This window comes from Neobacillus piezotolerans (assembly GCF_003362805.1).
In the GTDB taxonomy this organism is placed as follows: domain Bacteria; phylum Bacillota; class Bacilli; order Bacillales; family Cytobacillaceae; genus Bacillus_D; species Bacillus_D piezotolerans.
The window spans coordinates 128,732-151,024 of sequence record NZ_QNQT01000009.1 but is presented as its reverse complement, the minus strand read 5'-3'; the positions used below and the strand labels follow the sequence as shown (position 1 = coordinate 151,024).

24 protein-coding genes and 1 other annotated feature are annotated in these 22,293 nt (G+C 47.3%); of the genes, 7 read left to right on the top strand and 17 right to left on the bottom strand.

What is annotated here, in order from left to right; all coding sequences use genetic code 11:
• Window positions 1-18: 18 nt before the first annotated feature.
• The 7 genes from DRW41_RS17965 to DRW41_RS17935 form a co-directional block, all read right to left on the bottom strand.
• Window positions 19-1,356 carry a nucleotide sugar dehydrogenase gene (locus tag DRW41_RS17965; protein WP_115453403.1) on the bottom strand — a complete coding sequence of 446 codons (1,338 nt, stop codon included), beginning with the start codon at window positions 1,354-1,356 and terminating at the stop codon, window positions 19-21.
• On the bottom strand, window positions 1,353-2,378 hold the full coding sequence (locus DRW41_RS17960) for a Gfo/Idh/MocA family protein (RefSeq protein WP_115453402.1): 1,026 nt from the start codon (window positions 2,376-2,378) through the stop codon (window positions 1,353-1,355). Before DRW41_RS17960 ends, DRW41_RS17965 begins: the two co-directional genes overlap by 4 nt.
• Before the next feature lie 56 nt (window positions 2,379-2,434).
• Window positions 2,435-4,255: a polysaccharide biosynthesis protein gene (locus DRW41_RS17955; protein WP_115453401.1), complete on the bottom strand. Its 1,821-nt coding sequence runs from the start codon at window positions 4,253-4,255 to the stop codon at window positions 2,435-2,437.
• 174 nt (window positions 4,256-4,429) lie between these two features.
• Window positions 4,430-5,191, bottom strand: a complete 762-nt coding sequence (locus tag DRW41_RS17950; RefSeq protein WP_115453400.1) for a tyrosine-protein phosphatase — start codon at window positions 5,189-5,191, stop codon at window positions 4,430-4,432.
• A gap of 38 nt (window positions 5,192-5,229) precedes the next feature.
• Window positions 5,230-5,928 carry a CpsD/CapB family tyrosine-protein kinase gene (locus DRW41_RS17945; RefSeq protein WP_115453399.1) on the bottom strand — a complete coding sequence of 233 codons (699 nt, stop codon included), beginning with the start codon at window positions 5,926-5,928 and terminating at the stop codon, window positions 5,230-5,232.
• The gene (locus tag DRW41_RS17940; protein ID WP_115453398.1) at window positions 5,918-6,667 is read right to left on the bottom strand and encodes a YveK family protein; all 750 of its coding nucleotides are present in this window, start codon (window positions 6,665-6,667) and stop codon (window positions 5,918-5,920) included. The genes DRW41_RS17945 and DRW41_RS17940 overlap by 11 nt, the downstream gene beginning before the upstream one ends.
• A gap of 603 nt (window positions 6,668-7,270) precedes the next feature.
• On the bottom strand, window positions 7,271-9,646 hold the full coding sequence (locus DRW41_RS17935) for a M14 family zinc carboxypeptidase (RefSeq protein WP_115453397.1): 2,376 nt from the start codon (window positions 9,644-9,646) through the stop codon (window positions 7,271-7,273).
• Between the two features lie 479 nt (window positions 9,647-10,125).
• Between DRW41_RS17935 and DRW41_RS17925 the strand changes: the two genes are divergently transcribed.
• A complete protein-coding gene (locus DRW41_RS17925; RefSeq protein ID WP_115453395.1) occupies window positions 10,126-10,341 on the top strand; it encodes a hypothetical protein in 216 nt (71 codons plus the stop codon).
• 48 nt (window positions 10,342-10,389) lie between these two features.
• Here DRW41_RS17925 and DRW41_RS17920 read toward each other — a convergent pair whose 3' ends face one another.
• Window positions 10,390-10,842, bottom strand: a complete 453-nt coding sequence (locus DRW41_RS17920; RefSeq protein ID WP_115453394.1) for a GNAT family N-acetyltransferase — start codon at window positions 10,840-10,842, stop codon at window positions 10,390-10,392.
• Between the two features lie 126 nt (window positions 10,843-10,968).
• On the opposite strand from DRW41_RS17920, the gene DRW41_RS17915 reads away from it, so the two are divergent.
• Complete coding sequence (locus tag DRW41_RS17915) at window positions 10,969-11,259, top strand: GNAT family N-acetyltransferase (RefSeq protein WP_115453393.1); 291 nt, start codon at window positions 10,969-10,971, stop codon at window positions 11,257-11,259.
• Window positions 11,260-11,495: 236 nt separating this feature from the next.
• Here DRW41_RS17915 and metG read toward each other — a convergent pair whose 3' ends face one another.
• On the bottom strand, window positions 11,496-13,130 hold the full coding sequence (gene metG, locus DRW41_RS17910) for a methionine--tRNA ligase (RefSeq protein ID WP_115453392.1): 1,635 nt from the start codon (window positions 13,128-13,130) through the stop codon (window positions 11,496-11,498).
• 55 nt (window positions 13,131-13,185) lie between these two features.
• Window positions 13,186-13,456, bottom strand: a binding site (T-box leader).
• 247 nt (window positions 13,457-13,703) lie between these two features.
• On the opposite strand from metG, the gene DRW41_RS17905 reads away from it, so the two are divergent.
• The 3 genes from DRW41_RS17905 (at window position 13,704) to DRW41_RS17895 (ending at window position 15,618) form a co-directional block, all read left to right on the top strand.
• Window positions 13,704-14,426 (top strand): alpha/beta hydrolase, encoded by a 723-nt coding sequence (locus DRW41_RS17905; RefSeq protein WP_181884630.1) that lies wholly within the window; start codon window positions 13,704-13,706, stop codon window positions 14,424-14,426.
• Between the two features lie 247 nt (window positions 14,427-14,673).
• Complete coding sequence (locus DRW41_RS17900) at window positions 14,674-15,192, top strand: 2'-5' RNA ligase family protein (RefSeq protein WP_115453390.1); 519 nt, start codon at window positions 14,674-14,676, stop codon at window positions 15,190-15,192.
• Between the two features lie 3 nt (window positions 15,193-15,195).
• A complete protein-coding gene (locus DRW41_RS17895; RefSeq protein ID WP_115453389.1) occupies window positions 15,196-15,618 on the top strand; it encodes a GNAT family N-acetyltransferase in 423 nt (140 codons plus the stop codon).
• Between the two features lie 45 nt (window positions 15,619-15,663).
• On the opposite strand, the gene DRW41_RS17890 is transcribed toward DRW41_RS17895, so the two are convergent.
• The gene (locus DRW41_RS17890; protein WP_115453388.1) at window positions 15,664-15,879 is read right to left on the bottom strand and encodes a hypothetical protein; all 216 of its coding nucleotides are present in this window, start codon (window positions 15,877-15,879) and stop codon (window positions 15,664-15,666) included.
• A gap of 157 nt (window positions 15,880-16,036) precedes the next feature.
• Here DRW41_RS17890 and DRW41_RS17885 point away from each other — a divergent pair, with 157 nt between their 5' ends.
• A complete protein-coding gene (locus DRW41_RS17885) occupies window positions 16,037-18,298 on the top strand; it encodes an ATP-dependent helicase (protein WP_115453387.1) in 2,262 nt (753 codons plus the stop codon).
• Between the two features lie 75 nt (window positions 18,299-18,373).
• On the opposite strand, the gene DRW41_RS17880 is transcribed toward DRW41_RS17885, so the two are convergent.
• Window positions 18,374-18,904 (bottom strand): GNAT family N-acetyltransferase, encoded by a 531-nt coding sequence (locus DRW41_RS17880; RefSeq protein ID WP_115453386.1) that lies wholly within the window; start codon window positions 18,902-18,904, stop codon window positions 18,374-18,376.
• A gap of 65 nt (window positions 18,905-18,969) precedes the next feature.
• Between DRW41_RS17880 and DRW41_RS23125 the strand changes: the two genes are divergently transcribed.
• Window positions 18,970-19,122, top strand: coding sequence for a hypothetical protein (locus DRW41_RS23125; protein ID WP_181884629.1), 153 nt, complete (start codon window positions 18,970-18,972; stop codon window positions 19,120-19,122).
• Between the two features lie 73 nt (window positions 19,123-19,195).
• On the opposite strand, the gene spoVIF is transcribed toward DRW41_RS23125, so the two are convergent.
• From spoVIF to DRW41_RS17850, 6 genes are all read right to left on the bottom strand, one after another.
• Window positions 19,196-19,450, bottom strand: coding sequence for a sporulation-specific transcription regulator SpoVIF (gene spoVIF, locus DRW41_RS17875; RefSeq protein WP_115453436.1), 255 nt, complete (start codon window positions 19,448-19,450; stop codon window positions 19,196-19,198).
• Between the two features lie 160 nt (window positions 19,451-19,610).
• Window positions 19,611-19,739: a YjcZ family sporulation protein gene (locus DRW41_RS17870; protein WP_115453385.1), complete on the bottom strand. Its 129-nt coding sequence runs from the start codon at window positions 19,737-19,739 to the stop codon at window positions 19,611-19,613.
• 207 nt (window positions 19,740-19,946) lie between these two features.
• Window positions 19,947-20,303 (bottom strand): stage V sporulation protein AE, encoded by a 357-nt coding sequence (spoVAE, locus tag DRW41_RS17865; protein WP_115453384.1) that lies wholly within the window; start codon window positions 20,301-20,303, stop codon window positions 19,947-19,949.
• A 1-nt stretch (window position 20,304) separates the two neighbouring features.
• On the bottom strand, window positions 20,305-21,327 hold the full coding sequence (gene spoVAD / locus DRW41_RS17860; protein ID WP_115453383.1) for a stage V sporulation protein AD: 1,023 nt from the start codon (window positions 21,325-21,327) through the stop codon (window positions 20,305-20,307).
• Window positions 21,327-21,800: a stage V sporulation protein AC gene (gene spoVAC / locus DRW41_RS17855; RefSeq protein WP_115453382.1), complete on the bottom strand. Its 474-nt coding sequence runs from the start codon at window positions 21,798-21,800 to the stop codon at window positions 21,327-21,329. The genes spoVAD and spoVAC overlap by 1 nt, the downstream gene beginning before the upstream one ends.
• Window positions 21,801-21,813: 13 nt before the next feature.
• Window positions 21,814-22,284, bottom strand: a complete 471-nt coding sequence (locus DRW41_RS17850; RefSeq protein ID WP_115453381.1) for a YhcN/YlaJ family sporulation lipoprotein — start codon at window positions 22,282-22,284, stop codon at window positions 21,814-21,816.
• Window positions 22,285-22,293: the final 9 nt, after the last annotated feature.

Below are 22,293 nucleotides of genomic sequence, written 5' to 3'. Positions count from 1 at the left end.
TCCATCACTGTTTCTGTATTAGATTTTTTCGTAGATTCCCGGGAATTGTTCCCTTGTTTCAAATGTATTTCGTGTGTCCAGAATCATCTTTGCATTGTTTTTCAGCATTTTCAGGTCAAAGCAGCTATGATTCGTCGTAATTAATACAAGGTCCGCTTCCATCAACAGGTCCTTGTTTAGCTCCGCGCAAACAACTTGCTCCCCATTCAAGGTAAACTCCTTGACGTGTGGATCGACTGCCACCCAATCCGCTCCGGCTTTCGTCAGCTTTTCCATTATTGGCAGTGCTGGAGATTCGCGGTAGTCTTCGATGTCTTTTTTATAGGCAACACCAAGTACAACAATTTTGGAACCGTGGATTGCTTTTCCTTTAACATTCAGCATTTCAGCGCAGCGCTGTACGACAAAATCAGGCATGCTATCGTTGATTTCGCCAGCTGTTTCGATCAGCCGCGTATGGTAGTTATACTCGCGCGCTTTCCATGTCAGGTACCAGGGATCGATTGGTATGCAGTGCCCGCCAAGGCCCGGCCCTGGATAGAATGGCATGAATCCGTAAGGTTTCGTTGCCGCCGCATCGATTACTTCCCACACATCGATGTTCATTTTATTGCAAAGAATCGCCATTTCGTTTGCAAGAGCGATATTGATATTGCGGAATGTGTTTTCAAGGATTTTTTCCATTTCGGCTACGGCCGGGCTGGAAACCTCATGGACTTCACCTTCCAACACGGAGCGGTACATGGCAGCCGCTACCTTTGTACAGGCGGGCGTCATGCCTCCGACTACTTTTGGTGTATTTTTTGTTTTAAAATGTTTGTTTCCCGGATCCACCCTCTCCGGTGAATAAGCCAGGAAGAAGTCTTCGCCGCAGACTCGGCCCGTTTGCTCCAGGATTGGCTTAATCAATTCTTCAGTCGTACCCGGATATGTCGTACTTTCGAGGACCACGAGCGTCCCTTTTGTTAAGTGCTGGGCGATCGCCTTGGCTGAACTTTCTACATATTTCATATTTGGCTGCTTATAAATGTCCAATGGTGTTGGCACACAAATCGCAACCGCGTCTACCTCTCCAATAAAATTGTAATCGGATGTCGCCATTAGCTTCCCTTCCGCAACGAGCGCCTCCAGGTCAGCGGGAATGACATCCCCGATATAATTTTCCCCTCTGTTGACCGCCTGGACTTTTTCCTCCTGAACGTCAAAACCAATAACATTGAAACCGGCCTTCGCTTTTTCAACCGCGAGGGGCAAACCGACATAGCCAAGCCCTACAACACCGATGGTTGCTGTTTTCATTCGAAGCTTGTCAATTAGTTGGTCAGCCAATTTACTTTCTTTTACTTGGGTACTCATATTAAAACTCCTCTTTTCATTCCGATTGGTGAGTTGGTTCTTGCTGATTCGTAGAATGCCTGGACGAGTTCGAGCGCACTCTTGCCATCCTCACCTGTAACAAGTGGCTCTCGGTTTTCTTTAATGGATTGAATTAAATCGGAAATTGTTTGCTCATGGCCCGGTATACCCCAAGGGTCCGATTTAACTTTTTCCATAATCGTTTCTGTTTCCGTTTCAGACAAACCTTTAATATTAAAATGCTCAAATGAGAGGGCCTTTGGGCCGCCAATTTTAACTGTCCCTTTTTCTCCAAAGATCGTGATGGATTCCTCGAAATTACGGTAATAAACGGCGGTGGAAGTTTCGATTGTGCCAATCGCCCCCGATTCAAACCGAATCAGCCCGGCCGCAACCTGCTCAGCTTCCATGTTCATGAACCCCGTCGCCGCCATGCTGAACACCTCATCAGGCTGCCCCATGAACCAAAGGAGCAGATCAAGGTAATCAATTGCCTGTCCCATTACCCCTCCGGCTTCATGTTGTTTCGCACCCCGACTCAGGGACTCTTTGCAGAAATCCATATTTCGGTTCAAGTTGATCCTGGCGCTCGCATGGCTGATGTTTCCTAGCAGTCCAGCATCGATGATTTTTCTTAGCTCCATAACTACTGGGCGGAATCGGACTGGCTGGACAACCGTAAGCTTTACATCATTATTCCTGCAAACCTCAACGATACGCTCCGTTTCATCAAGTGTCAGCGCCATCGGCTGTTCAAGGACGATATGCTTTTTAGACGCGGCGGCCTGCTCCACAAGCATTGTGTGAGAACAGGCAGGGGTACAGATGCAAACTGCATCAATATCATCATCCGCAAGCATCTCATTGTAATTTGTATAAGCCTTCGCTCCGTACTCTTTGTACTGCTCCATGGCTGATTCGTCCATATCGCAGACGGCGGCCATTTTTGCTTCCGGGATTCGGTTAATGGCCGCCGCATGTTTCTTTGCGGTGAAGCCGCAGCCAACAATTGCGAAATTCATGAAAAGAAATGCCTCCTTAAGCCGCGAATGCTGCCGTGGTTGGATTTTTTCAATCTTTACTTGCTGATCGCGGACAATTTCTTTTCTTTTTTGTTTACGAGATTCAAAACATAGTCTTTAAGATCTCGTTCATTAAACGAATAGAAATTTTGGATGAGATTCGATATCATCTCATAATTGCTTGGTGAAGACTTGCCAACAAGAATCTTCGGATAGATTGGCACATCATTCACTTCGTTTTCATTTAGAAGCTCTTCGAACATTTTTTCCCCAGGACGAATCCCGGAGTATTTGATCGTAATTTCATCAAGTGAAAACCCTGATAACTCTATAAGGTTTTTGGCCAAATCGACAATCTTGACCGGCTCACCCATGTCAAGGACAAACACTTCCCCGCCCTTGGCGAGGGAACCGGCCTGGATTACCAGGCGCGATGCCTCGGGTATGGTCATGAAATATCGTGTCATTTCTGGATGGGTCACTGTCACTGGCCCACCAGCCTTGATTTGCTTTTTAAAAAGAGGAATAACACTTCCCCTGCTGCCAAGAACGTTCCCAAAGCGGACGGCAACAAACTTGGTCCCGCTTTGCTGGTTAAAATGCTGGATGACCATTTCGGCGATTCTTTTCGTCGCACCCATTACATTCGTTGGGTTGACCGCTTTATCGGATGAAATGAGAACAAACGTGCCAACTTTATGTTGATGGGCTGCTTCAGCAACATTTTTTGTACCGAGGACATTGTTTTTCACAGCTTCCCTTGGATTGTATTCCATAAGCGGAACATGCTTGTGGGCGGCTGCATGGTAAACGACATCGGGATGATGCTCAGCCATAACCTCCATCATCCGATCACGGTCCTGGATATCGCCAATTGCCGGTACAATTTCAACCGTCTGCCCATACTTGTTGCGAAGCTCCATGTCAATCTGATAAATACTGTTTTCTCCATGGCCAAGCAAAACAATTTTTTTGGGTGAAAATTTGCAAATTTGCCGGCAAATTTCCGAGCCAATCGAACCTCCCGCCCCTGTTACAAGGACTGTTTTGCACGATATATACTCAGAAATGCTTTCAATATCAAGCTCCACTGGTTCCCGGCCCAGCAAATCCTCAACTCCCACCTCGCGAAACTGGTTTACGGCGACTTTACCGAGCATGACATCTTCAATCTTCGGCATCACTTGCGTCTTCACTTTCGTCTTTGAACATTCGAGAAAAATCTTATTCATCTCAAATTTTTTTAATGATGGGATTGCAATGACGATATTATTAATTTGGTATTTTTCTACAGTCTCGACAATATCAGCCGTTGCCCCTGCCACAGGGATGCCCAGAATATGCAATTTCAATTTTCCTGGATCATCATCAATGAAAGCGGCGGGGACAAGGCGCAATTCAGGGTTGTTAAGGAGCTGCCTGGCCACCAGGGTTCCCGCCTGGCCGGCGCCTATGATAAGGACCTTTTTCATGTCCTGTTTCGGCTTAAGGCAATGATCCAAATACAACCGCCATGAAAACCGCGAGCCTCCTACAAAAAACATTGTCATCATCCATACCGAAAGCAGCATCCTTGGATAAAAATTCAATGAGGTGAACAACTGGAAAGCCGCAGTGGCAATGATCGTAAGCGTGACAGCCTTGAAAATGCTTTTCAGCTCCATCACACTTGCATATTCCCAGGATTTGTTATACAAAAGGAAACTATTTGCGAAAATATAATAGCTAATTAGCAGGATAAGAGAATTTAGCAAGAGCTCCTTATCAGGGACGGATCTCAGTAGCGGATGAAATTGGATATAGCTGATAACCGCGGCGGCCAGCACCAGTACCGAGTCCAGAACTGCCAACAACAGAAAACGTTTTTGGTAACTCATCAAAATCCTCCTTTTCAAAAGATCCTAAAAGCTAAGCATTGCCCACGATATCGTTACTTCCAACAAAAGGGTCAAAAAAGCGGCAAAGTGAATTTTGGGGGATTCACAAAATTGACTAAACCAATTGATTAACTAAGATTTATAAATGAAGAAATGCCAATGGCAATACGCTCTTCAGAATATGCCGAGCAGTTTTTTCCTTTTTACCTTTTGCGGCTCGTCTTTATGGACGTTTTTTCCTTCAATCAGCCGTTCGGCATTCTCCCTAAAGAAGAGGGCAAAATCGGGACCGTATCTCGTTTCAATTTCTTCAAAAGCCCTCAGCATATGAAAAGTCCGCCTGTTGGTATTATGCGCATCCGAAGCGATAAAATGGACAAGGTTGGCTTCAATTAACTGCCTGGAAAAATTCTTTATATTCTTTCCGAACACCCCACAAAGGCTGGAGGCAGTAAGCTGCGCTAATGCGCCATTTCTAATAAGCTCATTCAGGATGGCCGGGCGCTCGATAATTCCTTGATTCCGTTCGGGATGAACAATTATTGGAATGACCCCGAAATTTTGCAGCTCGTACAATATCTGTGAGGTGTATCTCGGCACATGGCCAGACGGAAGTTCCACAAAAGCATAATGGGTGTTATTCAACGTAAGGATATTTCCTTTATGATAGTCTTTGAGAAAGTCCCCGCTGATAGCCGGCTCCTGCCCCGGCAAGATGGAAAGAGGGACATTTTCCTCCTTTAGCCGGCTGTTCAATTCTGCTGCCTTCTGAATGACAGCCTCTTTTGGATTTTCGTAAAAACGATTATGATGGGGCGTTGCGATGATTGCATGGATGCCTTCCTTTACAGCTTCCCGCGCCATTTCCACGCTTTCCTCCACCGTTTTTGCCCCATCATCAACGCCGGGAAGAATATGACAATGAATATCAATCATCGTAAAAATCCCTCCTTTCAACTCAACCAAACTATCGACTAAGTCCCATAATAATAAGAATAGTTGTCTTTCTTTATTTTTTTCTGGTTAAGAACGACGCCAAGTATCTTTCCATTTGCGGCAATTAACAAGTCTTTTGTTTTCGTTGCCTGTTCAATCTCGGATTTTCCACTGTATAGGACGAGGAGAACACCGTCACAAAGGTTCGCAAGTATTTGGGCATCTGTCACCGCGAGTGTTGGCGGCGTATCAAAAATAATCACATCAAACTGTTTTTTTGCTTCCTCCAGCATTTCCTTCATTGATTTTGAACCTAGAAGTTCAGCTGGATTCGGAGGAATTGGACCGCTTGTTAAAACAGATAGAAAAGGGATATCGGTTGACCGTATCACCTGTTCCAAAGATTTGCTTTTGGCTAATACACTTGTTAGTCCAAACTGATTTACTAAATCAAACGTATAGTGTACCGTCGGTTTTCGGAGATCCGCATCGACAAGAAGCACCTTCTTTTCCTGTTGGGCCATAACAACCGCGAGATTTGCCGCTGTTGTGGATTTTCCTTCGCCTGGCCCGGCGGAAGTCACCATAAGCGCCTGAATCTCTTCGTCTACCGAGGAAAACTGAATATTTGTCCTGATAGTCCGGTACTGCTCCGAAACGATGGATTTTGGATCAAGTGATGCGACAAGTTTCCTCCTATTCGAAAGGCTGTTTTCCCTTTTCTTCTTAAGAACCAACAGTTTCACCCCTCGTTTCCAAGGTCTTTACTGGGCGTGGCGCATTTTTCGCCTGCAATTTTGTATCTTCAATCACAGGAATGATGCCAAGGACAGGCAGGCCCAGAACCCTTTCAACATCTTTTTCAGTCTTAATGGTATTGTCAAAATACTCAATCAGAAATGCCAAACCAACTCCTGCCATCAAGCCGGCTAGAAGTGCGACCATCATATTCAAGAGAGGCCTCGGTTTAACCGGTGCCTGCCCTTCTGACGCTTGTGCTGTGGCCAAAATGCTGACATTATCGACATTCATGATTGCTGCGATTTCCTGTTGGAAAACCGCGGCGGTCGTATTGGCAATCTTTGCTGACATTTCAGGATCCTCATCCTGCACGGAAATTGTTACAACTTGGGAATCTTTTTCGCTCGCCACCCGGATTTTTTCATTCAACTCCTGAAAGGATAACTCCAAATCTAGATCCCTTATTACCAGATCGAGAATCGCCGGACTTTTAATAATCACATTGTATGTATTAATGAGCTGAAGATTGGTTTGAACATCCGCGGTACTGTAACTCGCCTTCTCATCTTTTGCCTGGTTTACAAGGATTTGTGTAGATGACTGATACACTGGAGTTAAAAAGAAGTAACTTACAACCCCAGTTATCCCAACAGCCAAAATGGCCAGTGATAAAATCAGGACAAGATGTTTCTTTAACGTCTGTATCAATTGTTTTAAGCTGATTGTTTCTTCCATAATTCCTCCACTTATTCCGACATTTTGGTAAATGATAAATTTGCTGAATTTTGGCGATTTTTGTCCACCTCTTAATTGAAACCTAATTTTTTATCAGTTAAAAGTGAATAACGGATTATTTCCTGCCCCTCGAATTTCACCACAGTTGAGATTCGGGGACAAAGTGGGAGATAAACATTAAAATTATGTTACTTTCTTTACACCCCCAGGTATAAAGGTCCGCTTTTTAAAAAAAAACAAAGAAAAGAATGAAAAAATAACTAGTTAAAAGAAAAGAAAAGGAAAATTTCCGAGAAGTTTATAATGGGGGCCAAAAGTTAAAATAGGTCTTTTATAAAGGCTGTTTTGAATAAAAATTCAAATGTAAAAAAGATATGAAGAAATATAGGAAGAAATACACTCTAGAGGGACTCCGTACAAAGTCCTAGTTCCGATTTTTTTAATATTTCATTTGGGTACTCAGCATGCTTGACAAAAATAAAAACAGTGGAAAATTCCCCAAATATTCCAATTAATCTTTTCCACACAAAAAAACGCATTGAATTCTGCAGTGAATTCAATGCGTTCTCATGTTTATTTATAAGGTGACACCTTTGGACATTCTTATTTCGTAAAAATCGCGTTCGACAGAAGCCTGAATAGGTAATCCGTATGGTCGCGGAAACCGGCTTCAAGCCCAATCAATGTTACATCCTTGCTGTCTTCTTTTACAATCACCGGCTGGGAAGCCACGTCCGGGCGCCCTCTCCAGTGGCCGGCAAGGAAATAATCCTGGCTGTTGTCAAACGCCGCGGCAACCGTGTCGTTGCCAACGACCGTGTACCATGCCGGGCGGTAAACGAAGCCGATGTCGTCCTGGCCATATCCGGCACCGAGCCCGGTTCCGTTATAATCAACCTTCACGATGCCGTTGCTATTGCCGCCGCCCGTGTTAACAACATTATCCGTAAGCCCCAATGTCTTCGTCGCCCTTGATGCACCCGCACCGACAGCGATGTACTTACCGCCATTGCCAAGGAAGCTATTCAAGTTCGCCTTAAACGCATCCAGCTGGCCAGCGTTCTGGAAACCGAATTCCTTGTTGGCCGCGCTCAGATTCGTGGAAATGAGACTTTCCGTCCCGCTGTATACAAACACATCAAACCCGCCAAGCCCATTCACCGCAACATCAACAGGTGTCACTTCTGTTACATTAAATCCGAGGCGCTTAAGAGCAAGCTTTGTTCCCGCGTGTGACTGGGCTTTGCCCATACCGCCATCCTTCAAAATCGCGACCTTCAGGTTTTTAACAGACTCGGCGCCAGCCGGAACTTTGGCTGTGCCAATTTGCAGTCCGCTCTCCTTCACCGCCGCAAAAATTTCATTCGCAGCCGCTTCAGCGTAGAAGTTCCCCGAACCGTCACGCTTTACAGAAACGCCTTTTGCCAACAGGTCATTTACCAGTTGCACCGCTTTAACGGAGCTATTCGGGATGAGGAAAGGCCCTTTGCCGGAAACAGCCCCCTGGCCGCTGACATTGTTCACCTTTGAAGCGACAACATCGACAGTTTCATGAACCGGATTTGCTTCAAAGCCCCAAAGTTCCGGCAGGCTCCAAGCCGAGATGTCATACATCGCCGGGGTATCATTCGAGATGTCTTCCCCATCCCAAAGCATTGTATTGGCGAGTCCGGCTTTCGCCTGGTCCATTTTTACAATATACGTCCCTTTCCCGTAGGACTTGCCGCCCGCGGTAAATGGCTTGGATGACTGCACGACCTCGATGTCGTTGTTAATCAAATGATTGACAGCCTTCTCAACGACAGTCGGATCCTTTTCATCCACTGGTAAAATATATGCCTGAGGGAAATGCCCTTCCTTATGGGTCGGATGATCAAAATTAATGCCGCGCTTGAAAATCTCGATCTGATCCTTAATCATCGCTTCCTTATTATCAGTCGCGAACTTCAAGGCCCCCATAATCGCATCATACATCCAGCGCACCCCGTCCTCGTTGTTTGTCGGGGCTTCAAGCGTGTGCCCGTAGGCGCCATGGTACATCGCGTACATCGGCGTGAAAATTGGCGGATAGTCATCCCAGCCGGCAGCATCATTCCGCTGCGGGATATACGTTCCCTTCATATCCTGATAAAGCTTCCCTTCATAAGCGGACTTGTTGCCCATGATTTCCGCTTCCATCGCTTCCGCCTGCGCAAAAGCCCACTTATTGTACAAGTCATACTCATAGTTCGGATTATGCGGAGGCGTACACGGCTCAATCAGCCCTTGCAGGTTCGGCCCGTAGTTTTTCACATAGCCATGCGTATCAAGGAACACCATCGGGTTCCACTCTTTCAAAAGCGCCACAGTTTCCCGTGTTTCCGGCTGGGACTGGGTGATGAAATCCCGGTTCAAGTCGATTCCCTCGCCGTTGAAACGAGTCGCATCGACACGCCCATCTGGATTCTGGACGACGTTGAAGATAAGAATATTGTTTTTCAAAATTTCCTTTGTCGCTCCGTCATTCCCTGTCGCAAACCGCTCGATCAGCTGCATGACCGCGTCACTTCCCACAAACTCGGTTCCGTGGATGGATCCGTTAATCATCACCGGAACCTTGAAATCAGGATTCGCTTCGATAAAATCCTGCGCCTTTTGAGGATTCTTGAACATCTGCTTTCTCACAGACTGGATTTTCCCGAACTTCCCCTGCGCATCCGGATCGGCGATCGTCACCACATAAAGCGGATACCCCTTGGAAGAAGTTCCTTTTACCTCCACCTTCACCCGATTTGACTGCTTGCTGATCTCCTCAAGCTTTTTGCCAATCTGTGAAAACTTCATAAAGTCATAGTTTTCACTATTGAACAGGCTGCCATCCTGCTCCTCGTTGACATTCACATTCACCCACTTCACCGGACTCGCCATCGCCGCGGACCATGGCATCGCCGCAAGCATTCCCACAGCGAGCACTCCTGAAACCACACTTCTCCTTTTCAAAGGAACATCCCTCCTAAATATGTATAGAAAAATATATATTCTGAATAAAAATACGTATACCACCATTCTCCTTATGGGGGTCGTTAAACGCAATAGGATGAAAGGACTGAATTTTTTCCCTATATGGATCCTACAGGACCCCCTTCTTATTGCAAAAAAAAAAACCGCCCACACGAAAAGCAGGCGGTTACAAAATAAGACAAAATATGCACAAAATATTCATTTCACAACAGCCAAACCCCCTTACCATACGACTTTATAAAAATTCGCCTTTAAAAATTGTTTAAATCTTGGGGAATTCTTCACTAAATAAAAACCCCTTATCCCCAACCTAAAATACTTCCGGCTATTACATGTTTCAAACACGATACCACTAACCAGAATCCGTCCCAGATTAAAAAAATCGCTAATTTCCAGGCAAAAACAATGAATAAAGAACAAACGTTCGCGTATAATAGGAATAGAAAGAAGGTGCTGAGATGAATGGAATGCTTCTCCGTTCAATGGAAGAAAATATGCCTCTTGAAGTCATTTACCTGTCAAAGAAAAATGAGATTTCCCAGCGCAAAATGATTATTCGTGGCGTGAAGGGAAACGATGTCTATGCGTTTTGCCTGCTCCGGAACAAAATGCGCACGTTCAAGCTGGAAAACATCCTCTCGGCAAGGCCAGACAAGCCAAAGCGTGTAAGCTAATATAACAGCAAAAAGAACCATTCCCGTGAATGGTTCTTTTCTTCCTTTTTATAGCCTCTGGGACAGGCGTACCATATCCATGCAGCGGATGCCGTTTTCGAAAATCTCTTCCTTATAATTTTTAATAAAAAAATCCCTGTCAATTCGCTCGATCCGGAAACCGCATTTTTGATAGAGCGCCAGCTGCCCGATGCTCGAATTGCCGGTCCCGACCTCAATCCGTGTATACCCCAACGATTTTGCCGTACGAATGGCATCGAGCACGAGCGCCTTTCCAATTCCCCTGCCATGCAAATGTTCGGGAACGGCGATATTCATCAGTTCCACTGTTCCGGCTCCGGTTGGCATGAGGACATAAACCCCAACCGTTTCACCGTCCTGTTGCGCAACATAAGACATTCCTTTGCATGTATACCCTTTTACAAGCTCCTCCGAAGGATCTGCCAGAAGCAACAATTCCATTGGCAGCCGTTCGCCATTTTCCAATTTTTTAATCTTCATTTTTAGCCCCTGTCCCTTTTTACTACCTATTGTACATGGTGATTAATATTTTTACCTATCGATTAATCGCTATTTTTTGGGGAAAATGTATGAGGAGGATATTTGAAATGAATGGGAGCTGATTAGATGACGGAAATAAAGCATGGAAACAATGAGTTTTATATTGAGGAAAACGGCAAAGTAATTGGACGGATTCAGTATGTTCCAGGGGGCACCGGCGAGGATGGCAAAGAAATTATTACCGTCACCCACACACTCGTGGATGAAGATCAGAATGGGCGGGGGCTTGGCAAAAAGCTTGTCTACCGGATTGGGGATTTTGCGAAGGAAGAACAGAAGCTGATCATCCCCGCATGTTCTTTTGCCAAAAAAGTGTTGGAACGGAAAGAGGAGTACCAGGACGTTCTCGCAGAATAAAAAAACAGGTGGCTGAATCGCTCAGCCACCCTTTCTCGCGGATTTTGCTAGCTGTTTCCTAGCGCACTGCTATCGATTCATTGAAATTTTCTGGTTTTCCGTGAGATTTTTCAATTTTACCCTGAGGTTTTTCAATTTTATCCTGAGATTTTTCCGATTTATCCTGAAGTTTGCTTGTCACCCGGATGTTAGCCTATTTATCCTGAAGTTTCATGGTTACCCGCGGAAAAATCCCCCTACTTCGCGCTGTCTTTCAACTTCTCCACCTCTTCCTCAATTTTATTAAGGTCGATTCTTTCAAATAGAGGCTCCACATTCCCTATCCTCCCGGAAAAGGCCAAAACCGGTTCCCACGGACCTTTCTCAACGCCAAGCATCGCGTTCAGCTTCCCGCTTGAATAAGGAAGGAACGGTTCAAGAAGCCGCGCAAGATTCATAAGCATAACAACACAGTTAAACAGCGTCCGGTCACAACCATCCTTGTCTTCCACAACTTGCTTCCACGGCTTTTGGTCATCGAAGTATTTGTTCCCAAACCTCACAAACTCGAAGATTTCCTCTAATGGCCTTTTAAAATGGCCCTCTTCAATATGCCTCCCCGCAGACTTGTAAACTCGAGTAACTTCCCGCTCAATCGCCAGGTCCAGCTCCGCTTCCGGAACGCCCCCGCCATAATATTTTTCAATAAACTTCAATGTCCGGTTCACGAGATTCCCATACCCGCCGAGCAGCTCGGCATTGTGGCTGTATATGAACTCCCGCCACGAAAAATCCGTATCCCGGCTTTCGGGAGCGTTGATGGTGAGAAAATAACGGAGCGAATCAGGATGGTAATTTTCGGTGATTTCCGGAACCCAGACCGCCCAGTTGCGGCTAGTGGAAATCTTTTTCTTTTCAAGTGTAAGGTATTCATTCGAAACAATATGGGTTGGCAAGGCGGGAATTTCCGTGCCCATCAGGATGGCCGGCCAGATGATGCTATGGAACGGAATATTGTCCTTACCATGCACATAGTACGCCTTCGTCCCTTCATTCCAAAACTCCGAACCGCCGGCGCCAGATTGTTCCGCCCACAATTTCCCCGCTGAATAATAGCCGGACACCGCTTCAATCCAGACGTAAATTTTCTTCGCCTCGTATCCTTTAACAGGAATGCTGATGCCCCTGTCCATATCCCTTGATACTGCCCTGTCCTGCAGCCCCTCCCGCAAATACCGCTCGCTTAACTGGATGGCATTCGCCCGCCAGGCCGATGACTTTTTCGCCGCAGCCACATATTCGGCAAGCCGCTCCTGAAAATCCGCCAGGGAAAAATAAAAATGTTCGGTGCTCCTGACAGAAGGCGGGTTTCCGCATAGTTTGCACTTCCTATCCACCAAATCGAGCGGATCCAAAATCGCCGAGCAATGGTCGCACTGGTCGCCGCGGGAGTGCTCTCCGCAATGCGGGCACTTCCCTTCGACATAGCGGTCGGGCAAAAACTGTGAGCACGTTTCACAGTACGTTTGCTCGATTTCCTTTTTATAAATATGGCCGTTCTCCAATAGCTTCTGGAAAAGCTGCTGGACGGTTTCGTGGTGATGCCGTGAGTCCGTCCTGGTGTAGGAATCGTAGGAAAAGCCAAGTTTCTTAAACGTTTCCTGAAACTCCTTGTGGTAGCGATCCGCAACTTCATCCGGTGAGATGCCCTCCTGTTTCGCCCTTATCGCGATTGGCGTCCCGTTGCAGTCGCTACCTGAAACATAGAGCACCCTTTCCCCTTTTTGCCGGTAATACCTGGCCAATATGTCGCCTGGAAGCAGGCTCGCGATGTGCCCAAGATGCAGCGACCCGTTCGCATATGGCCACGCCCCTCCAATAAAAACTGCCATGTTAAACTCCTCCTTTTTAAAAAAACAAAAAAGCCCCGCCCTCATCTAAAAAATAGATAAGGACGAGGCTATTATCCCGTGGTTCCACCTTAATTCACCGGCCGCTCGCGCAGCCAGTCTCTGCAAGTACGGAGCAGAAAGACTGCTCGTATACCGTGGCTTTGATAACGAGGGCCCGCACTCGCCGCAGCCTACTCGCGCGATTCCGCGCTTTTGGTACGGGGCTCAGAGGCCATTTTTCAAATGAGTATTTTTGCTTCTTTTCAGCACCCGAAGCTCTCTGTGAAAAACAACATCATTTTACTTTCCCTCTTCAACGCCTGTATTCGGTTAGGTTGGATTTATTATAATCACGGTGGAAAATTATTTCAATAGGCAAAATCGTAATTTACTATCTTACCGTCAGGTTTTACCCGTTTATCCTGAAGTTCGGTTTGACCCCTTACCGAAAAAACCTACTCCTTAATTGGAAACACCGGCCATTAACGTCTAACAAAACTCAATCCATTACTCTACACAAAGCTTTTTATGGTAAAATTTCCGTAATAAACTAATGAGCCGGAGGAAATAGTGATGGAATATCCGCGCGGAACTATCCAGGAAGCTCAATTTGAAAGCGCTGCCCTGGGTGAGGCAGTTGAATTATTGATTCATCTTCCCGCAACTTTCTCGCCTCTTTATAAATATTCGATTCTGATCGCCCAGGATGGCCATGATTACTTCAGACTTGGCCGGATTGGGACGCTCGCGGATGAGCTTCTGGCGAAAAAGGAGATTGAAAACCTGCTGATTGTCGGCATCCCTTATAAAGATATAGAGGACAGGCGCAGCAAGTACCACCCTGATGGGGAAAAGCATGGAGCTTACCTCCGCTTCCTCGCCCACGAACTCGTTCCGTGGCTTGACCGGGAATATCCGACATACCAGATGGGATCGACCCGCGCGCTTGCCGGTGATTCCCTCGCCGCGTCGGTTTCCCTGCATGCGGCGCTTACGTATCCGCATACATTCGGGAAAGTGATCGCCCAGTCCCCCTTTGTGAATAAGGCCATTCTTGATGCGGTGAAAAAATATAGCGGGAACCCGCCCCTTCATGTGTATCATTCAATTGGAGACGAGGAAGATGCGGCAGAGCTGGCAAATGGAAAAATCGCGGATTTCCTTTCGCCAAACAGGGAACTGCACTCCCTTCTGTCAAAAAAATCAACAAGCTGCGAATACACGGAATTTGAAGGCGGCCACACATGGACCTATTGGCAGCCCGACCTGTGGAAGGCTCTTAAAGCACTGTTTTAAGAACCTTCAGGAAAAGGCATCGCCTTCTTTCTAAGAATAACCTTTTCTACTAAAGCTTTTTTCCTTATTTTCTATGTTATTACAGTACTAATATCCCTTAATTCGACAGACTTTATGGCTATTTTGTAAATTGGTTATGTCCAGAATATATTTTCTGAAATAAATTTGCTATAATATTTTGAAGGATTAAAAAACCATATGCTGTATGATTCCATACAGCAAATTTGGAATCTTGGAGGTAGGTCGTATGAGATTCGGAGTTGCGCTTTTTCCATCAAAACAGCTTCAAGACTGGGTGAATTCTTACCGAAAACGGTACGATCCGCATTATGCGCTGATCGCCCCGCACCTCACGCTTGTAAACGCGTTTGAAACAACCGAAGAAGAAGCTGAAACACTAGCAAGAAAGCTTCGTGATGCAGCACAACAGCATGAACCTTTTAAAATCAGGACATCCAAGATTAGCTCCTTTCATCCAGTAAACAATGTCATCTACCTGAAGGTCGAGCCGGATGACAAGATTACAGACCTCCATAAAGAGCTCAATGATATTATTGACAGCACCGGACAAACCTACAAATTCGTCCCGCATATTACCGTTGGGCAGAAGCTGTCCGACGATGAACATTTCGATGTATATGGTACGTTAAAGATGCAAGGCATTGAACACGAAGAAGAAATTGACCGTTTCCACTTCCTATACCAGCTGGATAACGGGCAGTGGACGGTTTATGAAACATTCCGTCTTGGAAAGGAAGCAGAGTAATTTATGGGTGTTGTGTTAGCAACAACTGAGAAGGAGATACAGGATGCCTTTTCAGTCAGAAGGACGGTATTTGTTGACGAGCAGCAGGTGCCGGAAGAAGAAGAGATTGACCAGTACGAGGATGATTGCGCCCACTTTGTCCTCTACAATGGGACGGAGCCTCAGGGCGCGGGCCGCTTCCGCTTTGCCGACGGATACGGGAAAGTGGAGCGAATCTGTGTCCTGAAAGAGACACGCGGCACTGGAGCGGGTAAAGCCATCATGAACAAAATCGAGGATTATGCAAAGGAACAAGGGGCAAAAAAGCTGAAGCTGAACGCCCAGGTCCACGCGATTCCGTTCTATGCCGGCCTCGGCTACGAAGTTGTTTCCGATGAATTCCTCGATGCCGGAATCCCGCATAAAACGATGGTGAAATCCTTATAAACCGAAAAGCTCCTGCCTGAAACTGGCAAGAGCTTTTTGTATGTTTTAAAGATGAAAGTCACCGGTAATATCTTCCGCCATAAAGTCCTGGTTTGCCGCGGAGTGCATGAGACCTGCCGTGGCGGATGCAGCCATGAAAATAAATCCTAGAATAAATCCCAACCTGTAATATTCAAACAAAATGCTGAGGATTGCCGTACCCATCAGCAGTACCAGGCTGTAAACGACGGTCTTCTTCATTGCCACGCCTCGTTTCTTCATGATCTAGATCGACTCTCCTTTACCCGAAACTCGAACGCTTCAAACCATCCACCTTTAGCCGAATCAGCAATAAACGGGACAATCGAAACTTTCGGGAACTGTGAATGTTTGTTATCATAGAGTTCGTGTTACATCTGTCAGATATGGGGATAGTAGGATGAAATCAGCAAACTTTCAAAACGGGACCGTTCATTTACAAACATTGAGCAGGGAACGCTATCAAAAAATATATCTTGCCGGCAGGAATGGGCAACTCTCATGCCCAGCCTGCTTCGAACCCGTACGCCTTTATTTGGGGATTGAGCATGAACCGCACTTTTTCCATCTTAATGATCCTGGAAAAGAATGCCCCGGGCCCACGGATGGAAACAAGGATACACGTGTTATTGGAGGATTCCGGGTGCCGAATGCGAAACCGGTGGGGGAATCGTTCCAGGCAGCCCAAGCGCTGGCCATTGGCGGAGGCGCTGCAACAGCGATGCTTCCGGCACCTGAAGACCCGCACGATTATTTAAAGCTGCTTGAGGCGGAAGGATTTAAACTCGATGGCAACCAGGCGGCCGCGGTGACTGAAACGGAAGGGCCGATCCTTGTCCTTGCCGGCGCCGGCAGCGGGAAAACGCGCGTGCTCACGGCCAGGACCGCCTACATGCTTGATGTGCGGGGGATTTCGCCTTCCGACATCATGCTTGTTACCTTTACGACCAAAGCTGCGCAGGAAATGAAATCCCGCCTCCTTCGCTATCCGAACATGAAAAGCGAACTCCTTTCAAAGCTTGTTTCCGGCACTTTCCACAGTATTTTCTACCGGATTCTTATGCATGCGGACCGCGCCAGATGGAATGGGGACAAGCTGTTGAAAAAGGAGTGGCAGCGCGAACGAATCATCAAGGACGCTGCCAGGGAACTCGGCCTGTCCGAAAAGGATTTTCCTTTTGACCTCGCCCTCCAGCAAATCGGTTTTTGGAAAAATTCCCTCATGTCGCCCTCGGAGGCCAGGCCCGATACCGAATGGGAGGAAACCGCGCTCCTTCTCTACGAGCGCTATGAAGCGTATAAGCAGCGCCAGGGGCTATTCGATTTTGACGATATGCTGACGGGCTGCCATGAACTGTTCCGGTCCTCGCCTGGCATTCTGGAAATGTACCAGGACCGGTTCCGTTATTTCCTGATTGATGAGTTCCAGGATATAAACAAGGTCCAGTACGAATTGATCAAGATGCTTTCGGCTAAAACAAAAAATGTCTGCGCCGTCGGCGATGACGACCAGACGATTTATTCATTCCGCGGGAGCTCGCCCGAGTTCCTGCTTAATTTTGAACATGACTTTCCTGGGGCGAGGACTGTTTTGCTGAGCCAGAATTACCGTTCTTCCAACGAAATCGTTTCCGCCGCGAACCGGATTATTTCTTTTAACAAAAAAAGGCGCAGGAAGGAAATGGCTGCACGTTCATCTGCAGGCATTCCCCCTGTTGTGTTCTTCCCTTACGATGAAGAGGAAGAGGCGACGATGGTCGTTAGTGACCTTCAGGAAAAGATTGCCGCAGGCGCCGACCCCGGCGATTTCGCAATTCTTTACCGGACGCATGCAGGCTCGCGAGCTGTGTTCGAGCGGCTTGCCTCGTCGAACCTGCCCTTCCGGATTGAACAGGACGCCGAGTCATTTTATGAGCGCCGTACTGTTAAAACTGTCCTCGGATTCCTGAGCCTCGCTGTTGATGAAGATGACATACAGGCCGTCGCAGCAATCCTTCCGGCACTATTTTTAAAACAGGAAGTCCTTTCGGATATTAAGGCGGCAACAATCCTTGACGACTGCACCGCCCTCGAAGCGCTCGGAAAAGTCAAAACAGCCCACGCCTTCCAACAGAAAAAGCTGCAATCGGCTGTCAGCGCGCTAAAAACAATGCGGAGCCTCGCACCTTATGCGGCAATCGAGAAAATTGAAAAAGAACTTGGATTCCTTGATTATTTAAAAAAACGCGGCAGTGAAGGGAACAAGCTTGAAAAAGGCTCTGATGATGTAAAAGATTTAAAGGTCGCCGCGAAATCGTTCGATACGATTCCCGCATTGCTCGAGCATGCTTCCCATATGGCCGCTATGAACAGGGAAATCAAGAATCTTGGCAAGCACTTCCCAAGCGCGATCACGCTTAGCACCATCCACCGGGCAAAAGGGCTTGAATATAAAACCGTTTATATTCTTGGAGCCGTTGACGGCGGATTGCCGCATGATTATGCACTTGAAAGCCTGCGGAACGGAGACCCTGCCCCGATCGAGGAAGAGCGTCGGCTGTTTTATGTCGCCATCACAAGGGCGATGGAACGGCTCTACATTTCCGTGCCGTCGATGCGCCGCAACCGCGCGGCAAACCCGACCCGTTTCCTCACGCCTGTAAGGAAAGATTTAAAGAGGTAACGATTGTTCGAGTTGATTTTTAACAAAAAACAGGGCACCCCGGCCGTTTTGGCAGGGTGCCCTTCTTCATTCCGATTACCTGATATGGATTTTCCAAATCATATGGTCAAACCCTTTGCCCCAAAAATCCTTCAGGACGTACTCCGGCTCGCCGAATCTCTTCTTCCAGATTTTCTGGGCGGTCCGATACCCGCTGTCTAGGCAGCATTCGTCAATTCCCCTGTTCCCAAGCTCTCGAAAAATCGACGACAGGAGCAAGCTGCCAATCCCTCTTTGCTGGAATTCGGGATGGACAAATACCGTCCCAACCTCCATTAGGCCGCTTAATGCTCCATGGGTGCATTCAAGGATGAGGCTGCTCGCGGGGCCAAACTCAATGGTTCCGACGATCCTTCCCCCCTTGCTTGCGACCAAAAAATGCCGTTCTTCGCCATTGCTCGAAAAGTCCTTTTTCAAGTATGCTTCCTTCGTTTGTATCTCATCCTCCATATCGTCCACGAGTTCGCCAATGCCTTCTTTAATGTATGTATCGGAAATGACTGTCCGAAAAAGAAGGTGCAATTCCGGAGCATCCGCGTATTTTGGCCTCCTGATATCGATATCCATCCCCATCCTCCTCACGCTGAATATTCGTTTCTTGTACTGTCAATGATAAAGGAGAGGTGAGAGCGATGGAAGAAAAAACTTATGCCGCGGCGAACTTGCCGGAGCAATTGGTAAACAAGATTAAATCATTTGAACAATCCTTGAGCGGCCAGGCGAACAAGAACCTTGTGGTCATCGCCTATGAAAAGGAAGCTCAAGCTGAAGGCAGTGCGGAATAACCGCCAAAAGGCTGCACGGTTTTCACCATTCAAAGCAAAAGTCCGGCCAAGTGTTGAAACGGCCGGACTTTTGTTATTTTTTGTTCAGCATATTCGCGATCGTGTTAAAATCAAGCGATTTGCCATCGTTGATGATTGACTGGACAAGTTTGTCTTCGACATCCTTCGTCACTGGCTTGCGCGCAATCTGGGACACCCGCTGAATCACGCCCCGGACGGTGTTTTCGTCTTTAAAATTCGCATTTTGTAGAGACGCGGCAAGATCAAAGATATCCTTCATATTTACGCCGGTCTTTTTTTCAATGTTCTTGAAAAAGCCGTTATCCATATCGGTCATCACGCTCCTCCATAGGCTACTTTATAGTATGAGGGAGAATAAATAATGTGACTGCAATCCTCATTATCGAAAATTAGCCGTTTCAAGCTGGAGGGTCTCCACTGAAAAAGAAAAGCCCGGCTGGATTTCCAACCGGGCCAATCCCACTACCTTAAATGATAGTTGCGCCAATAATAACCAAAAGAATAAACAATACTAGGATTAGCGCAAAACTTGTTCCGAAACCATATCCGCCGCCGTAGCCGTAGCCATATCCGCAGCCACCGAATCCCCAGCACATAGATAGTCACCTCACTTTTCTATTTTCACTACTACAGTATGTGAAGCACAGACAAAGTGTATAGGCCTCATCCCATCTGCCTTTTGATTCCTTTTGAAAAAATTTTCTCCCGGCTACCTAGGGGTTGGCCAACTTTGGAAACCAACCGATGAGAGAATTTTTAAGCTGCCCTCTTAGTTTGAAATAAAGTCCAAACTATAAAGATCTTCATCCTTTCGGCTTGAAAATAAGCGCCCCGATAAACCCGAAAATGATTGCGGCTGATATACCCGAGCTGGTTACCTCGAACATCCCCGTCAGGACACCCACAAGTCCATGCTGTTCCGCCTCCTGGAGAGCCCCGTGGACAAGCGAGTTCCCAAAACTAGTAATCGGTACGGTAGCTCCCGCCCCCGCGAAATCCATGAACGGTTCATAAAGGCCAAAGCCATCAAGAACCGCGCCGATAACAACCATGAGGCTTAGCATATGGCCCGGCGTCAGTTTGCCGATATCAAGGAGCAGCTGGCCGGCCACGCAGATTAATCCACCGATTACAAACGCCCAAAAAAACATTGCCAGCATCTTATTGCCTCCCGTCCATTTCAATTGACACCGCATGCGCGATACAAGGAATTGTTTCACCCTGCTGGAAAGTAAGGGGGGATAGGAGCGCCCCGGTAGCTACGGCAAGGATTCGCCTGTACGTCCCTTTTTTCAATTCATTCAGCAGGTGGCCATAAAGGACGATGGCTGAGCAGCCTGCCCCGCTCGCGCCAGCCTGGACGGGCTGGTCCTCTTTGAAAAGCATCATCCCGCAATCGCGGAATTGGCCTTTTTCAATTTTCAGCCCCTTATTGGAAAGAAGTTCATAGGCAGCGCTGTTTCCGACTTTCGCCAGGTCGCCTGTTACAATTAGGTCGTAATACGACGGGTCCCTTCCTGTATCGCTGAAATGAGCCGAAATGGTATCCACAGCCGCGGGGGCCATGGCTCCTCCCATATTGAACGGGTCGGTCAGCCCCATGTCGATTACCTTACCAATTGTCGCCGACGTTATGTAAGGAAGGGTTCCCAACCCACTGTTTTTTTGCAAAAGGGCCACTCCGGCTCCCGTCGCGGTCCACTGGGCCGTCGGCGGCTTCTGCCCGCCGTATTCGGTCGGATACCTGAATTGCTTTTCTACTGCCGCATTATGGCTTGACGCACCGGTCAGGATATACTCCGCGCCGCCGTAATTCAGTATAAAAGCGGACAGCGCCAGTCCTTCCATTGACGTTGAACACGCGCCAAACAAACCAAAGTAGGGAATTTCCGCCTTTCTCGCCGCGAAGCTTGTCGGGGTGATCTGGTTGATCAGGTCGCCCGCCAAAAAAAATTGGATGTCCTTTCCGGTGACGCCTCCCTTTTTTAAAGCCGTATCGACCGCCTTTTCAATAAGCAGGCTATGCGCCTTCTCATACGTCTCCTCCCCCATCCATAAATCATCATGGAGGATGTCAAAATCGCCCGCAAGATTTCCCGCCGCCTCAAACGGGCCGCCCGTTACGCCGGTGGACAGGATTTCCGGCCGGCTGTCGAATATCCATGTCTGGCTGCCCTTCAGCATTATATAACCCCCCACATGATCAGCAATGTTTTAATAAGGGCGACGACAAACGCCGAAAACACCCCAAAAAGAATGACCGAACCGGCCAGCTTGAACATATTTCCGCCCACCCCGAGGACGAACCCTTCCGTCCTGTGTTCGATAGCCGCCGATATGACCGCGTTCCCGAAACCCGTAACAGGAACTGCGCTCCCGGCACCGGAGTATTGCCCTAGATGGTCGTAAACGCCGAAGCCTGTCAGCAGCATGGATATAAACACCAGCGTCGCGACAGTCGGATTCCCCGCTGTTTGTTCCGTAAAATTAAAAAAGTAAATGTAAAAGTAGCTGAGCGCCTGCCCCACGAGGCAAATCACGCCGCCAACCCAAAAGGCCCTCAGGCAGTTCTTTGCCACAGGCCGCTTCAATTCATGCTTTTTCTGAAGCTGTTCATATTTTTCCTGCTCAACAGTCTTTTGATTTGAGCCGCCCATTGTCCATGCCTCCTTATGTTTTCTCCTGTTGCAGTTTGATAATTTGCTGAAGGCGGCCCTCCGCTTCCTTACCGGACATTTTGCCCCGCTTCACCTCATCTCTGAGCCTTGTCGCTTCCAGGAAAATTTTATAGTCACTTGAAACCATAAAGTTCGCATCCGGATATTTTTTCTCCAGCTTTTTTGTCACCTTTTTCTCAATAGCCTTCATCCTGAACCGGTGCATATGCCGAACCTTGTATGCGACCAGGATATCCTTTTTTCCTTTTACGACGGCAACATCATAGAGTTCGGGCATCTTGGCGACAGCCTTTTTGACAGCCTCCTCCGATACATTGGAGTTGCTGTGCTGTGTTTGTACAGGCTCGGGATTGGTTGTTTTCATAAGTGCCAGCCTTGACCTGGCCGTGTCATCCCTGCCCTGGCAGCCGGTACCCGCCAGAATTGTGAAAATTGCTGTTGTCACTACTAACGTTTTCTTCATACTCCAACC

Coding starts and splice junctions, on each gene's coding strand:
- DRW41_RS17965 (WP_115453403.1), bottom strand. CDS start 1,356: ATGAGTACCCAAGTAAAAGAAAGTAAATTGGCTGACCAACTAATTGAC.
- DRW41_RS17960 (WP_115453402.1), bottom strand. CDS start 2,378: ATGAATTTCGCAATTGTTGGCTGCGGCTTCACCGCAAAGAAACATGCG.
- DRW41_RS17955 (WP_115453401.1), bottom strand. CDS start 4,255: ATGAGTTACCAAAAACGTTTTCTGTTGTTGGCAGTTCTGGACTCGGTA.
- DRW41_RS17950 (WP_115453400.1), bottom strand. CDS start 5,191: ATGATTGATATTCATTGTCATATTCTTCCCGGCGTTGATGATGGGGCA.
- DRW41_RS17940 (WP_115453398.1), bottom strand. CDS start 6,667: ATGGAAGAAACAATCAGCTTAAAACAATTGATACAGACGTTAAAGAAA.
- DRW41_RS17925 (WP_115453395.1), top strand. CDS start 10,126: ATGAATGGAATGCTTCTCCGTTCAATGGAAGAAAATATGCCTCTTGAA.
- DRW41_RS17920 (WP_115453394.1), bottom strand. CDS start 10,842: ATGAAGATTAAAAAATTGGAAAATGGCGAACGGCTGCCAATGGAATTG.
- DRW41_RS17915 (WP_115453393.1), top strand. CDS start 10,969: ATGACGGAAATAAAGCATGGAAACAATGAGTTTTATATTGAGGAAAAC.
- metG (WP_115453392.1), bottom strand. CDS start 13,130: ATGGCAGTTTTTATTGGAGGGGCGTGGCCATATGCGAACGGGTCGCTG.
- DRW41_RS17905 (WP_181884630.1), top strand. CDS start 13,704: ATGGAATATCCGCGCGGAACTATCCAGGAAGCTCAATTTGAAAGCGCT.
- DRW41_RS17900 (WP_115453390.1), top strand. CDS start 14,674: ATGAGATTCGGAGTTGCGCTTTTTCCATCAAAACAGCTTCAAGACTGG.
- DRW41_RS17895 (WP_115453389.1), top strand. CDS start 15,196: ATGGGTGTTGTGTTAGCAACAACTGAGAAGGAGATACAGGATGCCTTT.
- DRW41_RS17890 (WP_115453388.1), bottom strand. CDS start 15,879: ATGAAGAAACGAGGCGTGGCAATGAAGAAGACCGTCGTTTACAGCCTG.
- DRW41_RS17885 (WP_115453387.1), top strand. CDS start 16,037: ATGAAATCAGCAAACTTTCAAAACGGGACCGTTCATTTACAAACATTG.
- DRW41_RS17880 (WP_115453386.1), bottom strand. CDS start 18,904: ATGGATATCGATATCAGGAGGCCAAAATACGCGGATGCTCCGGAATTG.
- DRW41_RS23125 (WP_181884629.1), top strand. CDS start 18,970: ATGGAAGAAAAAACTTATGCCGCGGCGAACTTGCCGGAGCAATTGGTA.
- spoVIF (WP_115453436.1), bottom strand. CDS start 19,450: ATGGATAACGGCTTTTTCAAGAACATTGAAAAAAAGACCGGCGTAAAT.
- DRW41_RS17870 (WP_115453385.1), bottom strand. CDS start 19,739: ATGTGCTGGGGATTCGGTGGCTGCGGATATGGCTACGGCTACGGCGGC.
- spoVAE (WP_115453384.1), bottom strand. CDS start 20,303: ATGCTGGCAATGTTTTTTTGGGCGTTTGTAATCGGTGGATTAATCTGC.
- spoVAD (WP_115453383.1), bottom strand. CDS start 21,327: ATGCTGAAGGGCAGCCAGACATGGATATTCGACAGCCGGCCGGAAATC.
- spoVAC (WP_115453382.1), bottom strand. CDS start 21,800: ATGGGCGGCTCAAATCAAAAGACTGTTGAGCAGGAAAAATATGAACAG.
- DRW41_RS17850 (WP_115453381.1), bottom strand. CDS start 22,284: ATGAAGAAAACGTTAGTAGTGACAACAGCAATTTTCACAATTCTGGCG.